17 protein-coding genes are annotated in these 22,144 nt (G+C 49.7%); 9 read left to right on the forward strand and 8 right to left on the reverse strand.

The window, feature by feature from the left end:
• Nucleotides 1-6: 6 nt before the first annotated feature.
• Nucleotides 7-3,636, reverse strand: a complete 3,630-nt coding sequence (locus SHEWANA3_RS21060) for an EAL domain-containing protein (protein ID WP_041412873.1) — start codon at nt 3,634-3,636, stop codon at nt 7-9.
• 644 nt (nt 3,637-4,280) lie between these two features.
• Here SHEWANA3_RS21060 and SHEWANA3_RS21065 point away from each other — a divergent pair.
• The 7 genes from SHEWANA3_RS21065 to SHEWANA3_RS21095 all read left to right on the forward strand — a co-directional run bounded on the left by SHEWANA3_RS21065 (nt 4,281) and on the right by SHEWANA3_RS21095 (nt 11,698).
• Nucleotides 4,281-4,601, forward strand: a complete 321-nt coding sequence (locus SHEWANA3_RS21065; RefSeq protein WP_011718744.1) for a hypothetical protein — start codon at nt 4,281-4,283, stop codon at nt 4,599-4,601.
• A gap of 189 nt (nt 4,602-4,790) precedes the next feature.
• Nucleotides 4,791-5,819, forward strand: a complete 1,029-nt coding sequence (cyoA, locus tag SHEWANA3_RS21070) for a ubiquinol oxidase subunit II (protein ID WP_011718745.1) — start codon at nt 4,791-4,793, stop codon at nt 5,817-5,819.
• Between the two features lie 2 nt (nt 5,820-5,821).
• Nucleotides 5,822-7,801, forward strand: a complete 1,980-nt coding sequence (gene cyoB, locus SHEWANA3_RS21075) for a cytochrome o ubiquinol oxidase subunit I (protein WP_011718746.1) — start codon at nt 5,822-5,824, stop codon at nt 7,799-7,801.
• Nucleotide 7,802: 1 nt separating this feature from the next.
• Nucleotides 7,803-8,423, forward strand: a complete 621-nt coding sequence (gene cyoC, locus SHEWANA3_RS21080) for a cytochrome o ubiquinol oxidase subunit III (RefSeq protein ID WP_011718747.1) — start codon at nt 7,803-7,805, stop codon at nt 8,421-8,423.
• A complete protein-coding gene (gene cyoD / locus SHEWANA3_RS21085) occupies nt 8,423-8,764 on the forward strand; it encodes a cytochrome o ubiquinol oxidase subunit IV (protein ID WP_011718748.1) in 342 nt (113 codons plus the stop codon). Before cyoC ends, cyoD begins: the two co-directional genes overlap by 1 nt.
• 13 nt (nt 8,765-8,777) lie before the next feature.
• The gene (cyoE, locus tag SHEWANA3_RS21090; protein WP_011718749.1) at nt 8,778-9,710 is read left to right on the forward strand and encodes a heme o synthase; all 933 of its coding nucleotides are present in this window, start codon (nt 8,778-8,780) and stop codon (nt 9,708-9,710) included.
• Between the two features lie 182 nt (nt 9,711-9,892).
• Nucleotides 9,893-11,698 carry an amidohydrolase gene (locus SHEWANA3_RS21095; RefSeq protein WP_011718750.1) on the forward strand — a complete coding sequence of 602 codons (1,806 nt, stop codon included), beginning with the start codon at nt 9,893-9,895 and terminating at the stop codon, nt 11,696-11,698.
• Between the two features lie 88 nt (nt 11,699-11,786).
• Here the strand turns inward: SHEWANA3_RS21095 and SHEWANA3_RS21100 are convergent, their stop codons facing one another.
• The gene (locus SHEWANA3_RS21100) at nt 11,787-12,572 is read right to left on the reverse strand and encodes a class I SAM-dependent methyltransferase (protein WP_011718751.1); all 786 of its coding nucleotides are present in this window, start codon (nt 12,570-12,572) and stop codon (nt 11,787-11,789) included.
• Between the two features lie 150 nt (nt 12,573-12,722).
• On the opposite strand from SHEWANA3_RS21100, the gene rlmJ reads away from it, so the two are divergent.
• On the forward strand, nt 12,723-13,568 hold the full coding sequence (gene rlmJ / locus SHEWANA3_RS21105; protein WP_011718752.1) for a 23S rRNA (adenine(2030)-N(6))-methyltransferase RlmJ: 846 nt from the start codon (nt 12,723-12,725) through the stop codon (nt 13,566-13,568).
• A 154-nt stretch (nt 13,569-13,722) separates the two neighbouring features.
• Here the strand turns inward: rlmJ and SHEWANA3_RS21110 are convergent, their stop codons facing one another.
• Genes SHEWANA3_RS21110 through SHEWANA3_RS21120 form a run of 3 tightly spaced genes read right to left on the reverse strand, consistent with a single transcriptional unit; the run spans nt 13,723 to nt 16,087 of the window.
• A complete protein-coding gene (locus SHEWANA3_RS21110; RefSeq protein WP_011718753.1) occupies nt 13,723-14,442 on the reverse strand; it encodes a lytic transglycosylase domain-containing protein in 720 nt (239 codons plus the stop codon).
• Nucleotides 14,442-15,470, reverse strand: a complete 1,029-nt coding sequence (locus tag SHEWANA3_RS21115) for a DUF3137 domain-containing protein (RefSeq protein ID WP_011718754.1) — start codon at nt 15,468-15,470, stop codon at nt 14,442-14,444. Before SHEWANA3_RS21115 ends, SHEWANA3_RS21110 begins: the two co-directional genes overlap by 1 nt.
• Before the next feature lie 50 nt (nt 15,471-15,520).
• Nucleotides 15,521-16,087: a LemA family protein gene (locus SHEWANA3_RS21120; RefSeq protein WP_011624553.1), complete on the reverse strand. Its 567-nt coding sequence runs from the start codon at nt 16,085-16,087 to the stop codon at nt 15,521-15,523.
• Between the two features lie 466 nt (nt 16,088-16,553).
• Between SHEWANA3_RS21120 and SHEWANA3_RS21125 the strand changes: the two genes are divergently transcribed.
• The gene (locus SHEWANA3_RS21125) at nt 16,554-18,161 is read left to right on the forward strand and encodes an AbgT family transporter (RefSeq protein WP_011718755.1); all 1,608 of its coding nucleotides are present in this window, start codon (nt 16,554-16,556) and stop codon (nt 18,159-18,161) included.
• Nucleotides 18,162-18,253: 92 nt separating this feature from the next.
• Here SHEWANA3_RS21125 and SHEWANA3_RS21130 read toward each other — a convergent pair whose 3' ends face one another.
• The 3 genes from SHEWANA3_RS21130 to SHEWANA3_RS21140 all read right to left on the reverse strand — a co-directional run bounded on the left by SHEWANA3_RS21130 (nt 18,254) and on the right by SHEWANA3_RS21140 (nt 22,141).
• The gene (locus SHEWANA3_RS21130) at nt 18,254-18,553 is read right to left on the reverse strand and encodes a hypothetical protein (protein WP_011718756.1); all 300 of its coding nucleotides are present in this window, start codon (nt 18,551-18,553) and stop codon (nt 18,254-18,256) included.
• Between the two features lie 47 nt (nt 18,554-18,600).
• The gene (locus tag SHEWANA3_RS21135) at nt 18,601-18,897 is read right to left on the reverse strand and encodes a hypothetical protein (RefSeq protein WP_011718757.1); all 297 of its coding nucleotides are present in this window, start codon (nt 18,895-18,897) and stop codon (nt 18,601-18,603) included.
• A 109-nt stretch (nt 18,898-19,006) separates the two neighbouring features.
• Nucleotides 19,007-22,141, reverse strand: a complete 3,135-nt coding sequence (locus SHEWANA3_RS21140) for an efflux RND transporter permease subunit (protein WP_011718758.1) — start codon at nt 22,139-22,141, stop codon at nt 19,007-19,009.
• Nucleotides 22,142-22,144 lie beyond the last annotated feature (3 nt).

Raw genomic sequence — 22,144 nt, forward strand, 5'->3', positions numbered from 1 at the left:
AACGGCTTAAAAATTGCGCTCGATAAAGCGGAAACAGTCATCGGCAGCCAGTGGTTTACTAAAATAATATCCCTGTACTAAATCGCAGCCCATGCCCGATAACAGCACCAGTTGCGCCTCATTCTCGACCCCTTCGGCCACTACGGTCAGCCCCAACTCATGTGCCATTGAAATCGTCGCCGCGCTGATGGCGGCATCGTTCGGATCGCTCTCAATATCCTTCACAAAGGATCGGTCTAACTTGAGCCTGTCTAATGGCAATAACTTCAAGTAAGAGAGTGATGAATAACCCGTCCCAAAGTCATCGATGGCCAATTCGATGCCATGCTGGCGCAACTCGGCCAGTAACTTGGCATTTTGCTCGGGATACTGCATGGCGACACTCTCGGTAATTTCAAGCTCGAGCGCCCCCTTACCCAACTTATGCTTGGTCAGCACGTTGATAATATCCGCAACTATAGTGTCTTTACGTAATTGATGCGCCGAGAGATTAACCGCCATCCGCAATCCTTTAGCGCCCTTGTCACGCCATTCGGCCAGCTGTGCTAACGCGTTTTCTAATACCCATTGGCCGATAGGGATAATCATGTCAATTTCTTCGGCGATCGGGATAAAACGATCGGGCGCGACTAACCCTAATTCCGGATGTTGCCAGCGGATCAACGCCTCGACCCCAACCACTTGCCCGGAACTAATATCCACCTGCGGTTGGTAATATAGGAGCAACTCATTACAGGCGATCGCCTGCCTTAACCCTGTTTCGATTTGCTGGCGCTCAGTCACTAAGGTGTTCATCGCAGCGGTGAAAAACTGGTAGTTGTTACGTCCCGCCGCCTTAGCACGATACATGGCCATATCGGCATTTTTCATAAGCGCTTCAACACTGTCACCATCGGTTGGGAACAGGCTGATACCAATACTCGGCGATGAGTGTAACGGCTTATTATCAATGAGATAGGTTTGATTCAAACCACTACGTAGCGCTTCTGCCACCTTAGCGACCCTATCGTGATCCGTATCGGACAACACCACCACAAACTCATCGCCGCCGAGACGCGCGACGATATCGTCATTACCCATAATGTTTTTTAAGCGCCGCGCCACTTCGAGCAACAACATATCACCGACATGGTGGCCCAAGGTGTCGTTGATATTTTTGAAATGATCCATATCGATAAACATCACGGCAATCTGAGTTTGGGAGATAAACGCCTCTTGAAAGACCTTCTCCAGACGCGATTGCAGGCTCAAACGATTCGGCAGCAAGGTTAGCGAATCGTGGTGAGCTAAAAAGTGGATACGCTCCTCATTCACCTTACGCTCGCTGATATCGGTAAAACTGCCGATGTAATGGCTGATCGCGCCCGTCTCATCCCGCACTATCGACATCATTAACCATTTCGGGAAATCAAAACCCTCTTTGTGTCTGTCCCACACTTCCCCCTGCCAGAATCCGGTCTGTTCGAGGGCGGCGCGCACCTGTGCATCGATACTACGGTCGGTGCGCTCGGCCTCGAGGAAACGGCAATTTTTACCGATAATCTCGTCCCTTGAGTAGCCAGTGATCTGAGTAAAGGCGCTGTTCACATCCACTATGATGTCATTGGCGTCCATGATGGTGATGCCTTCACCACTTTGCTGGAACACCTGAGCCAGTAGGTTAACCCGAGCAACTGTGCGTTCCTGCTCGGTAATGTCTTCGACAATAAACAGGATCAGCTGTTCACCATTGGCAGCGGTGACCAGGGAGCCATTCAACCTCACGGCCACTAGCTGACCATCTTTATGGCGATAATGCTTCTGATAGGGGCCATAGCGACGGGTTTGCTTGAGACGTTCGAGCTGCTCGGTCTCACTCGATTGATAACGAATGGGGGTGAGTTCCCATGGGTCAATGGCTTGCAACTCTTCGAGGGTGTAGCCGGTTATCTCCATAAAGGCTTGATTGATGGCGACAAACTGCCCGTCCTCTAGCCGTTTTAAGGCGTGCCCCACGGGCGCCTTATCGAATAAGGTGCGATACCTTTGCTCACTCTCCATCAAGGTGGCTTGGAAGGTCTGGCTGCGGGCAATTTCCTTCGAGAGGGCCATGGTTTTTTCCGCGACCTTTTCGGCGATGCGGTGTCGCTCTCCCGATGAAACCAAGGTCATACCGCCAACTACGGCGCAGGTAATAAAGGCGAGCAGTAACATCAGCAGCGACAGGCTAAAAGTATCCCCCATCAAGGAGGAATAGGATTCATAGATCACTATATGCCAGTGCCTGTCGGCCAGCATAAGGTTCGCCTGAAAGTACTGGCCCATCTTGTCGCTATGGATATTGCCTTCAAAATCAGGAAACGTCTTCTGGCTATTGGCGTAAAGCAAGGCGCCCTTGGCGCTCATGTCCGTCAGGCGCCAATGCAAGCCTTTGACCTGCTCGACCTCATTGATAATCGACTGGAGATCGATCACCGCCGAACAAAAGCCGACTATATTGCCTAAGCGGTCGAATACGGGCGCGAGGAACAGAGTACCACCTGGGCCATTAGGATCTTCCGCCAGCTGGATTTTACCCGTCATCACAGGTGATAGGGTCGCGCGCACTTTTGCTATCGCCGCCGCCCTTGAGGGCTCGCCATTGATGTCTAGCCCGAGTGCGGCGCGGCTAGTATTCATAGGTTGTACAAACTTAACGGGCACCAGCCAACCGTCGGCATTCGGTGCACCGCCTTCTAAATATCTAATCTTATAGGGCTCACCGAGCTCGGTACTGGTCTCGGTCTCGAAACTGTCTTTATCGCTCGCGGCAATCAGTGGCGACCAAGCCCAGGCCCGAAAACCATCGAGTTGCAGTTGGTTACGCTTCCCAAACTGAATAAACTCGTCCTCGGACACTTGTTCGCTATTATCGAACAGGCTGGCCAAGGCAATCACTTGCTGTAAGTTAGACTCTTGGAAACTCTCCACACTGCTGATAATGGCATTGGATTGGATTTGAAACTTATCTTGCAGTTGTTGCCGCTGGTTCATATCCGAGTAGTAATAAATCCCGACGCAGAATAAAAAACCAACCAACAGCGGCAGTCCTGTCTGAACACGCCTCGAGCGCCAAATTGAGCGCTGATCGAAGATCAACATAGTGAGCGGAATAAAGATCACCGCCCCGAGTAAATCACCAATCCACCAATTAACCGTACTACCCAAGGCATCCTTGAGCGGAATGGTGCCGTGAACTACCAAGGCTGCATTCGCAAACAGCGTGGCAATCATGCAGGTCAGCGCGAGGCTGAGGCAGGATTTAATCACTGTGTTGGGTTTATCTAAGGTAAAAACAGGGTCGATACGACGGATCACCTTGGCCGAAACATAGGCTTGTAAGCTCGAAGCAGAGGCAATGGCTATGGGCAGCCAACCTAAGTGAAGCGCTCCGCCGATATTGATATTAATCAGCCAAGACCCAAGCAGCACCCCAAACCAAGGGGCATATTGGCGCCACATAATGCAGGAGGCGATGGCAATCCCCGCCGCGGGCCAGATGGCGGCCGAGTAACCTGGCGGTAGGGCAATCAACAAGCCTATTTTGCCAACGACAAAATAAGCCAAGGCAACGAGGATATTGACCTTAAGATAATGAGCAAATGCTTTGATATACAATCCCTTTTTATTACTAAGCCGGAACTCTGACAGGCACCATAATGCCTTAATCCGCAAATCAATCTCAAGCTGATAACAGACTCAGTATTGAAAAGTCCCCTAAAAATCGGCTTGTGGAGGTTCTTTTTGCAGGCATCTATCTGGTAAACTCGCGCCAATTTCGCCGACTAGGCACAAAAGCCATCGACCTTCTACAGCCTTGATGACGGCTCAACATTTCATATTCAATCTAAATAAGCTGTCGCTAATTTTAGCCAAGACAGACGACAAAATCCGCTGGATAAGCCATCAAAACTTGCCTAAAACTGTTCACATTTAACCCAAGGCGTTTTCTGATTCAGCTCACATTAACCCTATTTTTTGCGAGTGTAATCGATATAAATTCAGTTAAATTAGTTAATAAAATGTTTAAATTTAGTTTTAATTAAGGTTTTTTTAATGCAAAAGCCGTTTTGAGCCAGTGATCCACTTTCAATCAATCCCCGCTTCTTGTTATCCTCCCGCCCGCACAAAAAAGTTGCAGCTTGAATTTTTATTCAGCCAACGATTTCCTCCCGTTCAGCCGGACCTGTTAATTGAAATTCGCACTCAGCCAATTTATCGCTGAAGGATTGAATCTCGTTGCGAGGTTCTCCCACTTCAGTATGACAAACCTAACCCTACTCTTTGGGTTACTGTTTGTGCTGCCCGCAGCTGACCTAGTGTCGGTGATGGTTGGTGGCTGTATCGATATTGGCGAGTTAATCACCCTAAGCGATGGCTTTTTAATTGAGTTCTTCGGCGCCACGTTACTGAGCGTATTGCTGCTCAACCCCCAGATAATTAAGCAATTGTGGAATCTGTTCGACAATGGCTTTAAGTTTTTCAACAGCTTAGACCTCACTAATGCTGGCCAGTTTTTAGCACCCCCAAGGCTAAAATCCCTCGAGCACCTTGCGCACGGTTGTCGCGCCCCACCATTGTAACTCTCTGTTTTAAAATTCAAATTTAGCATTAAGCGCTGAAAGTCGATCCTCAATCTCGTATTGGGGTGGCAGGCATTTTTTGTGCCGCGCTCGAGCCACTTTCGGATTTGCCTTCGGATAACGCCGCTCAATGCTACTGCCTATCTCTCTGGGCAGAGTTGTAAACCTTAGGGTTAGAGGAATCTTCCTTTGTTAATTCGAAATTTAAGTAAAGTAGCATTCGCGGCGCTTGCCCTGATGCTCGCAGGCTGTGATGGCGGCGTATTGGATCCCAAGGGCCAGATCGGTGTCGATGAAAAGCACCTGATCATCATCGCTACCCTACTCATGCTGATTGTGGTTATCCCCGTGATCTTCATGACTTTGTTCTTCGCATGGAAATACCGCGATGGCCGAGATCATGAGGTTTTTGCCCCTAAATGGTCCCACTCAAGTGCGATTGAAACCGTGGTTTGGATTGTGCCGATTGTGATCGTCGTGATTTTAGGTGTGATCACTTGGGGTTCAACCCATGATCTCGACCCTTACAAACCACTCGAACACGACGCCAAGCCGATTACGGTTGAAGTGGTTTCTATGGACTGGAAATGGTTGTTTATCTATCCAGAACAAGGTGTTGCATCGGTAAATGAACTGGCTTTCCCAGCGAATGTACCTGTGAACTTTAAGATCACCTCTGATACCGCCATGAACTCTTTCTTTATCCCGCAGTTAGGTAGCCAAATCTACTCAATGGCTGGGATGACGACTAAGTTGCACCTGATTGCCAACGAACCCGGTACCTATGACGGTATTTCCGCTAACTATAGCGGCGCAGGTTTTGCGGGCATGAAGTTTAAAGCCATTGCCACGCCAACGGCAGCCGACTTCGATGCTTGGGTAGCCAAGGCCAAACAACAGGCGACTAAGACCTTAGACTCTGCGACTTATCAAGCCTTAGCACAGAAGAGTGAAAACAATCCTGTTGAATACTTTGGCTCAGTGAGTCACGGCATGTTCGATCAAATCGTGATGCAATACATGCACATGGACTCAAACGAGAACATGGCAGGCCATGAAGGCATGGAACACATGAGTGCCGACCACAATATGGCTGGCATGCACCACGATATGGCGCATATGGCGAGCGACCAGAAGATGGCCGACATGGAAGGCTCAACCCATTCTGACACTTCATCTACAGAACACTCATCCACTCACCAAGTGGAGGCGGAGTAATCATGTCTTTTCTCGGTAAATTAAGCTTAGATGCGATCCCGTATCATGAGCCTATCATCATGGTGACCCTTGCGGTTGTTGCCGTGATAGGCCTGTACGTCGCAGCCTTGATCACTAAACACAAAAAATGGGGCGTGCTTTGGCACGACTGGTTAACCTCGGTTGACCATAAACGCCTCGGTATCATGTACATAGTGCTTGCCTTCATCATGTTGATCCGCGGTTTCTCCGACGCCATCATGATGCGTACCCAACAGGCACTGGCCACCAATGGCGCCGCAGGTTATCTGCCGCCTGAACATTACGACCAAATCTTCACTGCCCACGGCGTGATCATGATTATCTTTATGGCGATGCCATTTATGATCGGTCTAATGAACTTAGTGCTGCCACTACAAATCGGTGCCCGCGACGTTGCCTTCCCCTTCTTGAACAACCTCAGCTTCTGGTTAACCGCGTCTGGTGCCGTGCTGATCAATATTTCATTAGGTTTAGGTGAATTCGCCCGTACCGGTTGGGTGGCTTACCCGCCTTTATCTGAGCTGGCTTACAGTCCGGGCGTTGGGGTCGATTACTATATCTGGGCACTACAGATTTCGGGGATAGGGACAACCTTAACCGGGGTCAACTTTATCGCGACTGTGCTTAAGATGCGCGCTCCAGGCATGAAGTTGATGCAAATGCCAATCTTCACTTGGACTTGTACTTGGGCCAACATCCTGATCGTGGCTTCGTTCCCGATCCTGACCGCGGTTTTAGCACTGTTAACACTCGATCGTTACATGGATTTCCACTTCTTCACCAATGATGGTGGTGGTAACGCCATGATGTATATCAACCTGTTCTGGGCTTGGGGTCACCCTGAAGTGTACATCCTGATTTTACCTGCGTTCGGTATCTTCTCAGACGTAATTTCAACCTTTACCTCTAAGCGTCTGTTCGGCTATTCCTCCATGGTATGGGCCAGCGGCGCGATTTCGATCCTCGGCTTCATCGTGTGGTTACACCACTTCTTTACCATGGGCTCGAGCGCCAACGTCAACGCCTTCTTCGGCGTGATGACCATGGTGATTGCGGTCCCGACAGGGGTAAAACTGTTTAACTGGTTGTTCACTATTTACCGCGGCCGCCTGCGCTTAACTGTGCCAGTGCTGTGGACCTTAGGCTTTATGGTGACTTTCACCATTGGTGGTATGACGGGCGTGTTATTGGCCGTACCTGGAGCCGACTACGTACTGCACAACAGCTTGTTCCTGATCGCTCACTTCCATAACACCATTATCGGTGGTGCCGTGTTCGGTTACTTAGCCGGTTTTGCTTACTGGTTCCCGAAAGCGACGGGTTTCCACTTAAATGAGCGTTTAGGTAAAGCCTCATTCTGGTGCTGGCAGATTGGTTTCTATGTGGCCTTTATGCCGCTGTATGTACTCGGTTTTATGGGTATGACTCGCCGTATCAACCACATTGATAACCCAGCATGGAACATGTGGATCTATATCGCTGCCGTGGGTGCTTGCATCATCATGGTCGGTATCATTCTGCAATTCGTACAACTGTACGTGAGTATCCGTGACCGCGACCAAAACCGTGACACCACGGGCGACCCATGGAATGGCCACACACTGGAATGGTCAACCGCCTCACCACCACAGTTCTACAACTTTGCTAAGTTGCCACAAGTGTCTGATATCGATGCCTTTACCGATGCCAAAGAGAAAGGCACTGCGTATCAACGCCTCAAACACTATCAGCCAATCCATATGCCGAAAAATACTCCGAGCGGTATCTTAATGGCACTGGGTATTACTGCCGCTGGTTTTGCTGCGATTTGGCACATTCTGTGGCTCGCGATTGTGGGCATGGTGGGCGCGTTTATCGTGTTCTTATTCCGTGCTTATAACAACGATGTCGACTATTACGTTCAACCCGATGAAGTGGCACGCATTGAAAATGCTCACTTAAACAATGTAGTAAGGGGCTGATATGAGTGTTGCAATCCCAGCTGATTTAGAAGTTGCTCACGCCGAGGAGCACCACGAGCACCATGACACGGGTGGCAACACCCTGTTTGGTTTTTGGCTCTACCTGATGACCGACTGCATCCTGTTTGCATCGGTATTCGCCACCTACGCCGTGCTCTATATGAACACAGACGGCGGTGTCTCGGGTAAAGACATTTTCGAACTGGACTTTGTGCTGATCGAAACCGCAGCCCTGCTGCTCAGTAGTATTACCTATGGCTTCGCGTTGATTTTCGCTAAGCGCCACAACAAGGCGGCAACCCTCACTTGGTTAGCCATTACCTTTGCACTGGGCTGTGTGTTTATCGGCATGGAAGTCTATGAGTTCCATCACCTGATCGAACATGGCAACGGTCCACAACGCAGCGCCTTCCTGTCATCTTTCTTCACCTTAGTGGGCATGCACGGCTTGCACGTGACCGCTGGGTTAATTTGGATGGCAATCATGATGATTGAAGTCGCCAAAACGGGCTTAGGTAACCGCAGCATCACTCGCCTGAGCTGCTTAAGCTTGTTCTGGCATTTCCTCGACATCGTGTGGATTTGTGTATTCACCGTTGTGTACTTATTGGGAGCACTGTAATGGGCGCACATACTCAATCACATGACCATAGCCATGGCGCAGACGATCTGGCCGCCAGCATCAAGTCCTACTTAGTCGGTTTTGTGCTGTCAGTGGTGTTAACTGCCATCCCATTCTGGGCGGTAATGACCCATCACTTCGAACAATCGACGACGCTTGCCATCGTTATTGTCACGGCACTGGTGCAGATTTTGGTACACCTTAAGTACTTCCTGCACTTGGACTTCTCTAAGGAAGGCAAGATCAACACCTTCTCCTTCCTATTTACCGCGCTGATCATCGTGATGGTGGTTGGCTTGTCGGTATGGATCATTCTCGAAGCTAACGCTTTGATGATGTAACGAGACACAGCAAATGAACACACAAGCTAGATTGACATCGACGCAATGGAAAGCACGCTTCAAAGGGTATGTACAGGTAACTAAGCCTGGCATCATTTTCGGGAATCTGATTTCCGTTGCTGGCGGTTTCCTATTGGCCGCGAAGGGCGATGTGGATCTGGTCTTGATGCTGGCAAGCTTAGTGGGATTATCCTTAGTCGTCGCCTCAGGCTGTGCGATTAATAACTGTATTGACCGTGATATTGACGCAAAAATGCAGCGCACCTGCAAACGCGTCACCGTCACGGGCGAAATCCCCCTAAGCCATGTCTTGCTGTTTGGCATCGCCTTAGGCGTGCTTGGATTTGGCATCTTAGCCCTGTTCACCAATGCCTTAGCCCTGCTGTTTGCCGCCATTGGCTATGTCGTTTATGTCGGGATTTATAGCCTCTATATGAAGCGAAACTCGGTTTACGGCACCTTAGTCGGCAGCTTTTCGGGCGCAGTACCGCCCGTGGTGGGCTATTGCAGCGTGACGGGGCAAATGGATATGGGCGCAGTGATTTTATTGCTGATGTTCAGTCTCTGGCAGATGCCACACTCCTACGCAATCGCGATTTTCCGCTTTAATGACTATGCAGCCGCGAAGATCCCCGTGCTGCCCGTCGCCGAAGGGATGGCCAAGGCGAAGCACCATATAGTGCTCTATATCGCAGTGTTCGCCTTGGTCAGCACCATGCTGCCACTCGCAGGTTACACAGGCACCGCCTTTATGGCCGTGACCTGTGCCACCAGCCTCTGGTGGCTAACTATGGCCCTCAAAGGTTATCGTCAAGATGTGGATATGCCACGTTGGGCCAGACAAGTGTTTGGTTTTTCAATTATTACCATCACAGCACTCAGTGTAACCATGGCGCTGGATTTTCAAGCGGTCAGTCAAACCCCACTGTTTACCTTAGTGCGATAAATATAACCTTTATTCAAAAACAAAAGCGCTAACCTAGGTTAGCGCTTTTTATTGCCGTATGACTAGCGTCACCCCAATACTTTAGTACCGTTTAACGACGACAATCTCAGCCATCGAAATTTATTGGACTACAATATCAAACGCCTATAAACGTTTATGTGCATTATTACAGGGAGTATTCGATGAAATTGATATCATCAGCCATAGTCTGTTTCAGTTTGAGTTCATTCGTACAAGCATCGAGTCCACCAAAACCCAATGCCGAAGCAATTTATATGGGTGGCAACATAATAACAGTGAATGACTCTGCCCCCACAGCAGAGGCATTAGCGATAAAAAATGGCCGCATTCTTGCCGTTGGCAAAGCATCGGAACTGCTAAAACTCAAAGGGAATGACACTCAAGTAATCAATCTCAATGGTAAGACACTAATCCCAGGTTTTATCGATGGTCATGGTCACGTATTCAATACAGGGATCCAAGCGCTATCGGCAAATCTGCTCGCGGCTCCTGATGGACATGTCGGTAATATTGCCGATCTACAGAAAGCGTTAAAGGCATGGGCAGGCAAAGCTGAAAACAGCAAGCTCGGCATCATTCTCGGCTTTGGTTACGACGACTCACAGCTGGCGGAACAGCGCCACCCAACCCGCCAGGAATTAGACGCCGTTGCTAAGGACATTCCAGTACTTATCATCCATCAATCTGGCCACTTAGCCACACTGAATACTAAAGCGCTGGAGCTCGTAGGTTTTACCGCCGAAACTCAGGATCCTGAAGGCGGAAAACTGCGCCGCGAGGCCGATGGCAAAACCCCCAATGGCGTACTCGAAGAAACCGCCTTCTTTGGCATGCTGCTCCCGCTGTTTGCCAAGCTCAATGAAAAGGAAAACGAAACCATCTTTGCTGCTGGCATGAAGCTCTATTCCAGCTTTGGCTACACCACAGCGCAGGAAGGCCGCGCCTCTAGCGCTGCGGTAAAAACCATGTATAACGTTGCGCAGCAACAAAAGTTACCTATCGATGTGGCTGCCTACCCTGATATTCAAAGCGCACAGGATGTGATTGTTCCACCCTACTATTCTACTAATTACAACAATGGCTTCCGTGTAGCAGGCGCTAAACTCAACCTTGATGGTTCACCACAGGGTAAAACCGCTTGGTTAACTCAGCCCTATTTGGTTCCCCCCGTTGGACAAGAGCCGGGATACAAGGGTTACCCGAGCATGACCGATGAGAAGGCGGCGGAATATATTGAACTCGCCCAGAGCAAAGGTTGGCAATTGTTGACCCATGTGAATGGCGATGCCGCCATCGATCAGCTCCTTAAAGGCATTGAAGCCAGTGAGAAAAAACACGGCAAGCCAGATAGGGGCTTTGTCGCCATCCATGCACAAACGGCACGCAAGGATCAGGTGGAGAGCTTTAAACGCCTTGGGGTTTTTCCATCTTTCTTCCCAATGCACACCTTTTACTGGGGTGATTGGCATATGGACTCAGTGCTAGGCGGTGAGCGCGCTCAAAATATCTCGCCAACGGGCTGGGCGCGAGAACTGGGGATGATTTATACCTCACACCATGACTCGCCAGTCGCATTACCCAACTCAATGCGAGTTTACTCCGCTACAGTTAATCGTATCAGCCGCACTGGGCGCGTACTCGGCCCGGCACAAAAGGCCTCTCCATTGGAGGGATTGAAATCTCAAACCCTGTGGGCAGCAACTCAATATAAAGAGGAAAAAAACAAGGGCTCGCTGGAAGTGGGTAAACTGGCAGACTTAGTGATTTTATCCGATAACCCACTGCAAGTTGCCCCCGAAGCTCTTGCCGATATTCAGATATTAGAAACGATTAAAGAAGGCCAAACTGTCTATAAACGTGATGATCAAGTCAATGCTAATACCGGAAGCTGCGTAGAGTCCGCCAAATGCCAATCAATAGCAACGACAGCCATGATAGCGACAGGCTTATTGCATCACGCACATTAAACTTGGCGGTAAAATGTCGATAGAAGACTTGCGCTTCTATCGACATTTCTTTTATACGCCATTGTGAAAACTTTGATTTGTTAAAGAGTTACTTCATTGCCGATTTAACATAAACATCGAAGCGGTTTTTCTTAGTCTCAATAACCATGCTGGGCTTAACACCGGCGAGGTCTTCGGCATAATCGGGGCGCTTCACCACCACACGCTTACTGGCTAGGGCCATGGCGGGGGCGAGCAAACCATCGGCGTCGAGGTCTGCACCGACTAAGGTTTGGAAGACCCGCATTTCCTTTTTAACCAAGGCCGATTTGTCGCGGTGGGGGTACATAGGGTCGAGGTAGACGACATCAACCTCTTGCTCCAATTTGGCGAGTGCTTCGAGGCTGGAGCCATGGAAAAGCTGCATACGTTCACGCATCCAATCGCCGATTTCGGCATCTTGATAGGCGCGGCGCAGACCGTCTTCTAATAATGCAGCCACCACAGGATGGCGCTCTACCATAATCACAGTGCAACCTAAGCTTGCCAGCACAAAAGCATCGCGACCCAAGCCCGCAGTACCATCGACCACTTTTGGGGTAACGCCCTGCTTTAACCCAACAGCCTTAGCAATCGACTGCCCACGACCGCCACCAAACTTGCGTCTATGGGCAACCGCACCAGTCACAAAATCCACTACTATGCCATCGAGCTTAGGTTCATCACGCTTATGTAGCGTCAAGGTGTCTGATTCAAAACGCAATTCGAATGGCGCATCGGCATCAAACACCAGTTGCCAACGAGCACAGATATCCACAAGAGTTGGAAATTGCTGATTAAAAAAGACTGGTATAGGCAAAGGGATCACTGTTTGACAGGTAGAAATTGCCGCCATTATGCCAAAAGCGAGCAGAGCTGAATACTCTCTTCATGGCGAATTCAGGGTAGTGCATAGTGTGGCTAATTTACCCCAAGGAGTATTATCCCTATAATTGCCCCATTGAATGCGGGTATTTCACCTGTACTGCTCACCTTGGAAGATCCGATGTTAAGTTACCGCCACGGTTATCACGCCGGCAATTATGCCGATGTGTTGAAACACGCTATTTTGCTGCAAACCTTGCAGTTAATGCATAAGAAAGACAAACCCTTAGTCTACATCGATACCCATGCGGGTGCGGGTGGTTATGCGTTAACGGATGAGTTTGCTCAGAAGACAGGTGAATACCTCGAAGGCGTGGCCAAGCTTTGGGATAAAACCGATCTGCCAAAATCCCTGCAGGATTATGTGGATGCGGTGCGTCACTTTAATGAAGACAATCCAGAAGAACTCAACTTTTACCCAGGTTCTCCCGCCATTATCGATATGGAGCTGGGGCCGAAGGATCGTATGCTGTTGCACGAGCTGCACGGTACCGATCATCTGCTGCTGGATGAGTATTTCGAGCAGGATAAGCAGGTAAAAGTCATCAAGGGCGATGGCCTTAAAGGATTGATTGCTGCGGTACCGCCACTAGAGCGCCGAGCACTGGTACTTGTCGACCCCAGCTATGAGATTAAGACCGACTATCAAACGGTCGCCGAGACCTTAATCAAGGCACATAAACGCTTTGCTACGGGCGTATTTATGCTTTGGTATCCCGTAGTTAACCGCGCGCAGACGGAAGAAATGCTTGCCCGCTTAGCTGGCAGCGGTATTAAGCGCCAGCTGCGTATCGAGCAGGCAATCAAACCCGACTCCAATGAATTTGGCATGACCGCCGCAGGCCTATGGGTGATTAACCCACCTTGGCAACTGGATGAAATCGCGACTGAAATGCTCGACTATCTTGGCAAAAACTTAGGCCAAGCGGATGGCAATGTCATCGTCAAATGGGAAGTCGGCGAATAAGCAAATCCTATTGCGTCATAATCGCATGTAGCAGAGCAGCGTCACCTCCTAGGTACGCTGCTTTTGTTTTTTAAGCATTAAATAACCTACTGAATAGGCATCTTTTCGACACTCGTTAACCCGAGTTCAGGTTAAATAGAGAGTGGCAGTGCCGCTAGACTTTGGCACTGCGGTAACGTTTTAGCAGAATTTGCACCCGTTCCACATAGGCTTGGGTTTCTGGATAGGGAGGAATACCGTTGTATTGGGTCACTGTGGTTGGCCCAGCATTGTAGGCCGCGCAGGCCAATGCAATATCACCATTAAACTGTTTTAGCATTTGCGCCAAATACTTACTGCCGCCGAGAATATTCTCCTCCGGTAAAAAGGCATTGGTCACGCCCATCTCTTTGGCGGTTTCGGGCATCAATTGCATCAAACCCATTGCGCCAGTGCGCGACAAGGCTCTGGCATTAAAGGCCGACTCGGCGTGGATCACGGCGCGGATAAGTGCAGGGTCTAATTGATGTTTATGAGCCGCACGGCTGATCAAACTATCGTAATTGCGGGTAAACAACCGAATGCCATTCCAGTCAATTTTGGAATCTGGGCGACAGGCAAAACAGTCATAGAGCAGGATTTGATACTCATTGGTGGTCGGCGCTTTATCGGTAAAAGCAGTGACACCATTGGCCTGTAGATATTGATAAACTTTGACTTTTTCTTGCCCAGTGTTACTCACAATACCGCTTTCAGAATAACGGGCCACAATACGGGGCTTAGGCTTGGCTTCTTCGGCAAACGCGGCCGCAACACTTCCCCAAGCCAAGCACAAACCAAGGCTAGCTATGGCTATCGACTTAAGGCAAAGTGGCGAAGAATGCGTTGCTGGCATCAAAGTCCCGTATGTTCGTTGAGTTTAAGTACTTCAATAATAGCAAAGAGTTGCTTCATCTCACGGTTTAACTGGCTAAATTCCGCCGAAAAATGAGCACTGTCGAAGATAGAGCGCATCTGGAAACGACTGCGGCGATTAGGCAAAAACAAGATCAAACGGTTGCGAAAGAAGGCGCATTGAATCTCCCCATCGAAGGACTTTGCCAATTGCTGCAAGCGCTCCATAAAGGCGGTATTGAGCAAATAGCGCGACTCGATTTGATCCGTTGAAAACACATCGAACTCTTTTTCGAACAGGGGATCTTCAAGCTTCACCCTTTGCAGCCCTGAGTGGTTGTCGGATAAGAAATTTGCCAGTCCGCCGCGATCCTTTAATACCACGGTATGACCAATAAATTGCTTATGGCTACTCAGCTCAACCACAGTGCCGCGAAAGCGAGTCTCGGTGCGAGTCACGGTTCGGCGTTTATTGCCGTCCCACTCCTCCACTCGCACGTCTTTGGTCAGGGTTAACTCATTGACGACTAACTCAATGCCCTTGTATTGACCTTGAATATAATCACCAAAGCTCGCCTTATCGTAATTGGGTAGCACCTTAGCCGCAGTGAGGCGATTCATGTCGAGGCGCATCTCGCGGTTGTAGATAAAATCCTCACCAAAGTACTTAAACATGATGGGATAAATATCTTGCTGCACTTGCCGCTTAAACTGCCGAGTCGGTGTAAAACTCCAAAAACCTAATCCCAATAGCGCGACTAACGGCAGCGGAAACAGCATGAGTCCACGGCTATGCCCCAATAGCGCTAACAGCACAAGACCTGCGACAATCGCCAAACTAAGATATAAGCGTTTACGCGTAGCCTTAAGGCTGTTGACGCGCTTGGTTTCATAGCGGGCGGCCAGCGGCGCCAGTTGGGTATCGTAGTACTCCTGTAGCGACTCCCTATCCGAAGCGTCGGCCGACAATCTTGCCGCCTGCCGCTGAGCCTTGATAGGACTGCCTAAGATAAAGGTGAGTATATTCATTCAGTTAATATGTTTGCGGAGCCTATCTTGGCCCCGCAAATATCGAAGGATTACAGATAATCCGCCGCGTCTATCGGCGCTTTAGAGGCTTCATTCACCTCGTAGAATGGCATCACCTTAATGTTTGCCATCGACGCAATAATCGACCCGGGGAAAATCTCAACGGCAGTATTTAACTCAGACACCGCCGAATTATAGAAACGACGGGCAGCAGAGATATGGGCTTCGACCTCGTTATAGGTTTGCATCGCCTCGAGCATAGTATTGTCCGACTTCAGCTCGGGATAGCTTTCAACACTCACCATCAAGGCACCCATTTTATCGTTCAGCTTCTCGGCTTGCGCAATATGCTCTTTCACCGCATTCGGATCTGTCTTGTTGTAATTGCGGGTTAATTGCGTGCGTAGCTCAGTGATTTCAGTGAGTAATGACTTTTCATGATCCATAAATCGCTTGGCGATTTTGAGGATATTGGGCACAAGATCGGCGCGCTTGGCTAACTGCACATCGATTCCCGACAGGGCTTCGAGGGCGGTATTGCGCTTTTTGACTAGGCTGACGTACCAAAGGTAGGTGACGATAAAAATCAGCGCTAATCCTAATAACAGTTTGTCCATCTTCCATCCTTAGGGTTTGTTCTTAGTCTCAACGGGTACAGCTAAACATAAATGGCCAAGAATTTCATCTAAAGCGATAGCTAACGCAATGAAATATTAGCTTTAGCTACTCTGGTCAGAGCATTAAGCAACAAAATGACCAGCGAGATTATTCAGCTTGGATACAGAAAAACTAGGCTATAGTGTATATGCACAACGTTAAGAGCAACCTTTTTGCTCGTGAATACTGGACTCCTAGTGAGTCCATTTTTTTACCCCGCATTTCCCCCATAATCCGCCGCACAGCCGCAGTTGCAACATTTAAGTTTCAATTAAAGCTTAACCATCATACTTTTCGGCCAATTTTTTAACTTTCACCTTAGCGTTAATCCAACCACTTGGGCCAGACATAGCTCTGCCAAGTACGCCGCATCGATTCTGCTCCCGGGTAAAGAATGCGCTAGCAAAGGTCGACAGAGGCAAGAGAATGAGTTCGAAATCCAACGATATTCCCGTCAATTCACCACAGGCCGACGACATGAGTTCTCGCGGCTGGTTTGTCCGTTTTCTTAATATTGTCGAACGCTTAGGGAACCTACTCCCCCATCCTATTACCTTGTTCGCCCTGTTCTGTGTCGCCGTGATCTTAGTATCTGGCATTGCGGGCTACTTTGGATTAACGGTCACCGATCCGCGCCCCGAAGGCGCCCACGGACGTGGCGCCGATGGACTTATCCACGTCGTCAGCCTGATGAATGCCGAAGGCTTGCGGATGATAGTGTCCAACTTAGTCACTAACTTCACCGGCTTTACGCCCCTAGGCACTGTACTGGTCGCCCTGCTGGGTGTGGGCATCGCCGAGCGTTCTGGATTGTTATCCGCGGCGATGCGGGCACTCGTTATGGGTGCATCTAAGCGATTGGTGACGTTAACTATCGTATTTGCCGGCATTATGTCGAACACCGCCGCAGAGCTTGGATATGTAGTATTAATTCCCATGGCGGCGATGATCTTCCACTCCTTAGGTCGTCATCCACTGGCGGGCTTGGCCGCGGCATTTGCCGGGGTATCAGGGGGATACAGCGCCAACCTATTGCTCGGTACTGTCGATCCGTTGTTATCGGGTATCACTGAAGCGGCGGCGCGAATGATCGATCCCGACTACAACGTCGGCCCCGAGGTTAACTGGTACTTTATGTTTGTCTCGACCTTTGTGATCACTTTCCTCGGCGCCTTTGTGACCGAGAAAATTGTCGAGCCGAAACTGGGCAAATATCAAGGCGATGATGCCGATGAAACCGTGCTCCAATCCATGGACAATGTCACCGAGCTGGAAAAACGCGGCCTCAAGTGGGCGGGATTATCTATGCTGGTGCTAGCGGTATTCCTTGCGCTGTCCGTCGTGCCAGAGGGTGCGCCACTGCGCGATCCTAAAACCGGTCTGGTCTCGGGTTCGCCCTTCCTCAAAGGCATAGTCGCCTTTATCTTTATCTGTTTTGCTATCCCAGGTTTTGTCTACGGTAAGGTCGTTGGCAGCATTAAAAACGATAAAGACGTTATCAATGCCATGTCGCACAGTATGAGCACTATGGGACTGTATATCGTACTGGTGTTCTTTGCGGCGCAATTTGTGGCCTTCTTTAACTGGAGTAATCTGGGCGCCGTGTTAGCCGTGCTGGGTGCCGATGCCCTGCAATCCATTGGCTTAACCGGGCCAATCCTGTTCCTGTTTTTTATTATGCTCTGTGGCTTTATCAACTTGATGCTGGGCAGCGCCTCGGCCCAGTGGGCCATTACCGCACCGATTTTTGTGCCCATGCTGATGTTAGTCGGCTATGCGCCCGAAACCATTCAAGCGGCCTACCGTATTGGCGACTCAGTGACTAACTTAGTCACGCCTATGATGAGTTATTTCGGGCTGATTTTGGCCGTGGCTTGCCGTTACCAAAAAAACCTTGGCATAGGCACGCTTATCGCCACTATGCTGCCGTACACCTTAGTGTTTTTCGTTGGCTGGACGGCGTTCTTCTTCCTGTGGGTGTTTGGCTTTGGTCTGCCAGTGGGGCCAGGTGCAGCCACTTACTACACGCCTTAAGCCGAGGTTTACCTCCATCCCTAACCCAAAGGGCGTCGAAGCTAAGCTCGACGCCCTTTTTGATGTTTGAATTCTTGGGTGGATTAACGGCCTCAGTCGTATAACCATTCCATTAAAAAACTACAGATCAGCAAGAAAACCCCCAGATTAAACACCACGGTCTGTAATTTTGCCTTAGGCGATTTATCCTCCGCCTGACTCATCACTTGGTTGAGAGGAGTATAAAACATATTAGGGTCGAGCCCCATGCCAATAAAAAATACTGCGACGGCAAAGAGGCGAGTCAGCTCAGGAACGGCCAGCTGCTCAAGATAAAACTCATAGGCGCCATAGGCGACCATGCCCACGGCGATGCAATGGCAAACGACGGCCATGATAAGCTGCTTAGTCATAAAACCTCTCACCGATGACACACTTTGCTCCTAAAGCCAACGCACTGTTACTCATTATGCAGCTGATAATATTCGGCGCGCAGTCTATCTCTTTTACGTTGTAGCCGCACCCAAGCAAACCAACCAAATAAAATACCTGCCGCAGGATAAAGATAGAGTGCCCGAGCTAATTCACCCCAAAAGGATGTATCTGAGGTCAAATAATGGATAGTGGCGACCACGACTGAAGTCATACAACCCCAAAACAACACGCCAACCACTAGGATAAAAAACCACTTTCCCTTGGCTATGGCTTTATCCAGTGCCGCAAGTTCCTGTGCCGACATACCAAGCTCTCCATCCATTATGATTCCACCAATATGCCTGAATTGGCTAATGCTGGCTATCCATCGTAGTAACGATACACCAACAAAAAGCCCTGCATGTGCAGGGCTTTAAGAGTGTTAGGTTAGATTACTCCGCCGAGGTCGGCTTTTCTTCTTTACCTTTCTTCTCGCGCTTACTAAAGATACGTTCCACAATCACGAAGAACAACGGCACGAAGAAGATACCTAGGAAGGTCGAACTCATCATACCGCCGAGTACCCCAGTACCGATGGCGTTCTGGCTACCAGAACCTACACCCGTACTAATCGCTAACGGTACAACACCCAGACCGAAGGCGAGTGACGTCATCAGAATTGGACGCAAACGCACGCGGACCGCATGTAAGGTCGCCTCAATAAGACCCGCACCTTTTTCATAGAACTCTTTGGCGAATTCCACAATCAAGATGGCGTTCTTCGTCGCCAAACCGACCGTCGTCAACAGACCCACCTGGAAGAACACGTCGTTTGGCAAGCCACGACCATTCATCGCCAGCAGGGCACCGATAATACCGAGCGGAACCACTAGGATTACTGCGAACGGTACAGACCAGCTCTCATAAAGTGCTGCCAGTACGAGGAATACCACCAGAATCGACAGAGCATACAGCGCTGGCGCTTGGTTACCGGATAAACGTTCCTCATAGGATAAGCCGTTCCACTCGATACCAAAGCCAGGTGGTAACTGCTTCACCATGTCTTCCATGATATTCATCGCCGCACCGGTACTGAAACCAGGAGCCGTTGCGCCTTGAATGTTCATGGCAGGTAAACCGTTGAAGCGTTCTAGACGAGGTGAACCATATTCCCATGCGCCCGTTGCGAAGGCCGAGAATGGCACCATGTCGCCCTTGTTGTTACGCACGTACCAAGTGTCTAAGTCTTCAGGTTGCATACGGTATTGTGCATCACCCTGTACGTAAACCTTCTTCACACGACCACGGTCGATAAAGTCGTTTACATAAGAGCCACCCCATGCGGTTGCGAGTACACTGTTCACGTTCGCAATCTCAATGCCTAAGGCACTCAGTTTGGCATGGTCGATATGCAACTGATAGATTGGCGCATCTTCCTGACCGTTTGGACGAACGCCCACGAGGTTTGGATTCTGTGCCGCCATACCCAACAATTGGTTACGCGCTGCGACTAACTTGTCGTGCCCTTGGCCATTCTTATCTTGCAGGTACATGTCGAAACCGTTAGCCGTACCCAGCTCGATTACCGCAGGCGGTACGAAGGCGAATACGAAGGCTTCTTTCATTTGACTGAATACGCCCATCGCGCGGCCCGCAATAGATTGCACATCCATACCTGGCGCTTCACGCTCTGACCAATCCTTCAAGCCAACGAAGGCAATACCCATGTTCTGGCCTTGACCCGCGAAACTGAAGCCCGCCACGCTGAACACCGATCTCACGCCCTCTTCTGCCAGATAGTGATCAGAGACTTTCTCCAACACTTTAAGCGTACTTTCTTGGGTTGAGTTAGTTGGCAAAATCGCCTGCGTGAACAAGATACCTTGGTCTTCGTCGGGTAAGAATGCCGTTGGCATGCGCATGAAGATCCAGCCCACTGCCACAACTAATGCAGCGTAAATCATCATGACTCTGAAGCTACGTTTTATAATACCAGCCACGCTCGATTCATAACGGTTCGTTAAGCGATCGAAGCCACGGTTAAACCAGCCGAAGAAACCGGTTTCGATATGGCCATGGCCCTTCTTCAAAGGTTTTAACATGGTCGCACAGAGTGCAGGCGTTAAAATCAAGGCTACCAGCACAGACAGCGCCATCGCAGACACGATAGTGATCGAGAACTGACGGTAAATTACCCCGGTTGAACCCGACATAAACGCCATAGGTACGAATACCGCTGACAAGGTCAGACCGATACCGACTAACGCGCCAGTAATTTGATCCATCGACTTACGGGTCGCCTCGAGTGGGCTTAAGCCCTCTTCAGCCATTACCCGCTCAACGTTTTCCACCACCACAATCGCGTCGTCCACGAGCAGACCAATTGCCAGCACCATAGCGAACATGGTGAGGGTGTTGATGGAGAAGCCCGTTGCCGACAGAATCGCAAAGGTTCCCAGCAATACGACAGGTACTGCGATGGTTGGAATCAGCGTCGCGCGGAAGTTTTGCAGGAAGAGGTACATGATGACGAACACCAGTACGATAGCTTCAAGCAGAGTGTGTACTACGCCTTCAATCGATTTCTCAACGAATGGCGTTGTATCGTAGGGGTAAACCACATCTAACCCAGCAGGGAAGAAGGGACGTAACTCTTCAACTTTAGCGCGAACGGCTTCTGCCGTGTCTAAGGCGTTAGCACCAGTAGCCAACTTAATCGCAATACCAGAAGCGGGTTTGCCGTTATATAGAGACTCTACCGCATAGCTTTCAGAACCTAGTTCAACACGCGCCACATCACCCAAGAACACGTTCGCACCCGAAGTATCGGATTTGATGATGATCTTGCGGAATTGTTCTGGCGTTTGCAGACGGCTCTGTGCCGATACAGTCGCGTTTAACTCTTGCCCTGGCAGTGATGGCGTACCACCGAGTTGACCCGCTGATACCTGCGCGTTTTGCGCACGGATAGCGCTCACCACATCTAAGCTGGTGAGATTGTATTGGGTCAGCTTCAATGGATCTAACCATATACGCATCGCGTATTGAGCACCGAAAATCTGAATTTCGCCCACGCCAGGTACACGGCTCATAGGATCTTGGATGTTAGCGCCCACATAGTCGGCGATGTCACCCTTATCTAAAGAACCGTCGGTCGAGACGAAGCCCAGTACCATCAGGAAGCCTGAGCTTGACTTGTTAACGTTAACCCCTTGAGATTGCACCTCTTGTGGTAACAGAGTCATAGCGCCCTGTAACTTGTTCTGTACCTGAACCTGCGCGATATCCGGATCGGCTTCCGCGTTAAAGGTTAAGGTAATAGACGCGTTACCAAAGCTATCACTGGTCGATGCGATATAACGTAGGTGGTCGATACCCTTCATACGTTGCTCAATCACCTGAGTCACTGAGTCTTCAACGATTTTGGCAGATGCACCTGGGTAGTTCGCACTGATCACCACTGTCGGTGGCGCAATACTGGGGTACTGCGAGACTGGCAGGGATCGGATCGATAGAACCCCCGCCAACATAATGATTAAGGCGATCACCCACGCAAAGATGGGGCGATCAATAAAAAAACGTGCCATAGC

The sequence above is a fragment of the Shewanella sp. ANA-3 genome, assembly GCF_000203935.1.
Taxonomy (GTDB): domain Bacteria; phylum Pseudomonadota; class Gammaproteobacteria; order Enterobacterales; family Shewanellaceae; genus Shewanella.

Excerpts from the sequence above, each read along its gene's own strand:
- SHEWANA3_RS21065 (WP_011718744.1), top strand. The coding sequence starts at position 4,281 with ATGACAAACCTAACCCTACTCTTTGGGTTACTGTTTGTGCTGCCCGCA.
- cyoB (WP_011718746.1), top strand. The coding sequence starts at position 5,822 with ATGTCTTTTCTCGGTAAATTAAGCTTAGATGCGATCCCGTATCATGAG.
- cyoC (WP_011718747.1), top strand. The coding sequence starts at position 7,803 with ATGAGTGTTGCAATCCCAGCTGATTTAGAAGTTGCTCACGCCGAGGAG.
- cyoD (WP_011718748.1), top strand. The coding sequence starts at position 8,423 with ATGGGCGCACATACTCAATCACATGACCATAGCCATGGCGCAGACGAT.
- cyoE (WP_011718749.1), top strand. The coding sequence starts at position 8,778 with ATGAACACACAAGCTAGATTGACATCGACGCAATGGAAAGCACGCTTC.
- SHEWANA3_RS21095 (WP_011718750.1), top strand. The coding sequence starts at position 9,893 with ATGAAATTGATATCATCAGCCATAGTCTGTTTCAGTTTGAGTTCATTC.
- SHEWANA3_RS21100 (WP_011718751.1), bottom strand. The coding sequence starts at position 12,572 with ATGGCGGCAATTTCTACCTGTCAAACAGTGATCCCTTTGCCTATACCA.
- rlmJ (WP_011718752.1), top strand. The coding sequence starts at position 12,723 with ATGTTAAGTTACCGCCACGGTTATCACGCCGGCAATTATGCCGATGTG.
- SHEWANA3_RS21110 (WP_011718753.1), bottom strand. The coding sequence starts at position 14,442 with ATGCCAGCAACGCATTCTTCGCCACTTTGCCTTAAGTCGATAGCCATA.
- SHEWANA3_RS21115 (WP_011718754.1), bottom strand. The coding sequence starts at position 15,470 with ATGAATATACTCACCTTTATCTTAGGCAGTCCTATCAAGGCTCAGCGG.
- SHEWANA3_RS21120 (WP_011624553.1), bottom strand. The coding sequence starts at position 16,087 with ATGGACAAACTGTTATTAGGATTAGCGCTGATTTTTATCGTCACCTAC.
- SHEWANA3_RS21125 (WP_011718755.1), top strand. The coding sequence starts at position 16,554 with ATGAGTTCGAAATCCAACGATATTCCCGTCAATTCACCACAGGCCGAC.
- SHEWANA3_RS21130 (WP_011718756.1), bottom strand. The coding sequence starts at position 18,553 with ATGACTAAGCAGCTTATCATGGCCGTCGTTTGCCATTGCATCGCCGTG.
- SHEWANA3_RS21135 (WP_011718757.1), bottom strand. The coding sequence starts at position 18,897 with ATGGATGGAGAGCTTGGTATGTCGGCACAGGAACTTGCGGCACTGGAT.
- SHEWANA3_RS21140 (WP_011718758.1), bottom strand. The coding sequence starts at position 22,141 with ATGGCACGTTTTTTTATTGATCGCCCCATCTTTGCGTGGGTGATCGCC.